Raw genomic sequence first — 2177 nt, 5'->3', positions numbered from 1 at the left:
TCCCAGCACATAGTGACAACAGAACAATGTCGGAAGCTTGTACGAACCGCTCATTTTCTTGCAGGCACAAAAAACCGGGCACTAGGCCCGGTTCTTCGTTTCAGACTGACGTCTTACTCGGCGGATACAGCTTCGCCAGCAGTAGCACGATCAACCAACTCGACGTACGCCATAGGCGCGTTGTCGCCAGCGCGGAAACCGCACTTGAGGATGCGCAGGTAGCCACCCTCACGGGTAGCGTAACGCTTGCCCAGGTCGTTGAAGAGCTTACCAACGATAGCTTTCGAACGAGTACGGTCGAAAGCCAGACGGCGGTTAGCCAGGCTGTCTGTCTTGGCCAGAGTGATCAGCGGCTCGGCAACGCGGCGCAGTTCTTTGGCTTTTGGCAGAGTAGTTTTGATCAGCTCGTGCTCGAACAGCGACACCGCCATGTTTTGGAACATGGCCTTGCGGTGCGAGCTGGTGCGGCTCAGGTGACGCCCACTTTTACGATGACGCATGGTTCATTCCTTACCAAACACTACGTTCGGTGATTACGACGATCAGGCAGTCGCCTTGTCGTCCTTCTTAAGACTTGCAGGCGGCCAGTTGTCGAGGCGCATGCCGAGGGACAGACCGCGGGAGGCCAGAACGTCCTTGATTTCAGTCAAGGATTTCTTGCCCAGGTTCGGAGTCTTCAACAGCTCTACTTCGGTACGCTGAATCAGGTCGCCGATGTAGTAGATGTTTTCCGCCTTAAGGCAGTTAGCCGAACGTACAGTCAGTTCCAGATCGTCAACCGGGCGAAGCAGGATCGGATCGATCTCGTCTTCCTGCTCGACAACCACTGGCTCACTGTCACCTTTGAGGTCGACGAACGCAGCCAACTGCTGTTGCAGGATGGTTGCAGCGCGGCGGATAGCCTCTTCAGGATCCAGAGTACCGTTGGTTTCCAGATCAATAACCAGCTTGTCCAGGTTGGTACGCTGCTCGACACGGGCGTTTTCCACCACGTATGCGATACGGCGAACCGGGCTGAACGAAGAGTCGAGCTGCAAGCGACCGATGCTGCGGCTTTCGTCTTCATCGCTCTGACGCGAGTCGGCTGGTTCATAACCACGACCACGAGCTACGGTGAGCTTCATGTTCAGGGCGCCGTTAGACGCCAGGTTAGCGATTACGTGATCGGGATTAACGATCTCGACATCATGATCCAGCTGAATATCGGCAGCGGTAACCACCCCCGAACCCTTCTTCGACAAGGTCAGCGTAACTTCGTCACGACCGTGCAGCTTGATGGCCAGACCTTTAAGGTTCAACAGGATTTCAATTACGTCTTCCTGTACACCTTCGATGGCGCTGTACTCGTGGAGCACACCGTCAATCTCGGCCTCGACTACTGCGCAGCCGGGCATTGAGGACAACAGGATGCGGCGCAGCGCGTTGCCCAGGGTGTGGCCAAAACCACGCTCGAGAGGCTCGAGAGTGATCTTGGCGCGGGTTGGACTGACAACCTGCACATCAATGTGGCGGGGTGTCAGGAACTCATTTACCGAAATCTGCATGGATGCACCTATTTTCTAGCCCTTACTTGGAGTAGAGCTCGACAATCAGGCTTTCGTTGATGTCGGCGGACAGATCACTGCGAGCAGGAACGTTCTTGAAAACGCCCGACTTCTTCTCAGTGTCTACTTCTACCCATTCTACGCGGCCACGTTGGGCACACAGATCGAGAGCTTGGACAATGCGAAGTTGGTTTTTTGCTTTCTCGCGAACTGCAACCACGTCACCAGCACGAACCTGATACGACGGAACGTTTACGGTCTGACCGTTAACGCTGATCGACTTGTGCGATACCAGCTGGCGGGATTCGGCACGAGTCGAACCAAAGCCCATACGGTATACGACGTTGTCCAGACGGCATTCGAGCAGTTGCAGCAGGTTTTCACCGGTTGCACCTTTCTTGCCAGCAGCTTCTTTGTAGTAGCCGCTGAACTGACGCTCGAGAACGCCGTAGATACGACGGACCTTCTGCTTTTCACGCAGTTGGGTGCCGTAATCGGACTGGCGACCGCGGCGTTGGCCGTGGATACCAGGTGCTGCTTCAATGTTGCACTTCGATTCGATCGCGCGCACGCCGCTCTTCAGGAAGAGATCGGTGCCTTCGCGACGAGCGAGTTTGCATTTTGGACCAATGT

The 2177-nt window shown here is 55.4% G+C and carries 3 protein-coding genes; all 3 read right to left on the bottom strand.

The annotated features are described in order from the left end of the window. Positions 1-113: 113 nt before the first annotated feature. The 3 genes from rplQ to rpsD are packed head-to-tail and all read right to left on the bottom strand — an operon-like array spanning position 114 to position 2175. The gene (gene rplQ / locus DBR24_RS28285) at positions 114-500 is read right to left on the bottom strand and encodes a 50S ribosomal protein L17 (RefSeq protein ID WP_003176402.1); all 387 of its coding nucleotides are present in this window, start codon (positions 498-500) and stop codon (positions 114-116) included. 42 nt (positions 501-542) lie between these two features. Beyond that, positions 543-1544, bottom strand: coding sequence for a DNA-directed RNA polymerase subunit alpha (rpoA, locus tag DBR24_RS28280; RefSeq protein WP_003186012.1), 1002 nt, complete (start codon positions 1542-1544; stop codon positions 543-545). A gap of 22 nt (positions 1545-1566) precedes the next feature. Beyond that, positions 1567-2175 carry a 30S ribosomal protein S4 gene (gene rpsD, locus DBR24_RS28275; protein WP_256591930.1) on the bottom strand — a complete coding sequence of 203 codons (609 nt, stop codon included), beginning with the start codon at positions 2173-2175 and terminating at the stop codon, positions 1567-1569. Between the last annotated feature and the right edge of the window lie 2 nt (positions 2176-2177).

This window comes from Pseudomonas sp. HMWF006 (assembly GCF_003061205.1).
Lineage (GTDB): Bacteria > Pseudomonadota > Gammaproteobacteria > Pseudomonadales > Pseudomonadaceae > Aquipseudomonas > Aquipseudomonas monsensis.
The sequence above is the reverse complement of the archived record's forward strand: the minus strand, read 5'-3'. Positions and strand labels throughout refer to the sequence as shown.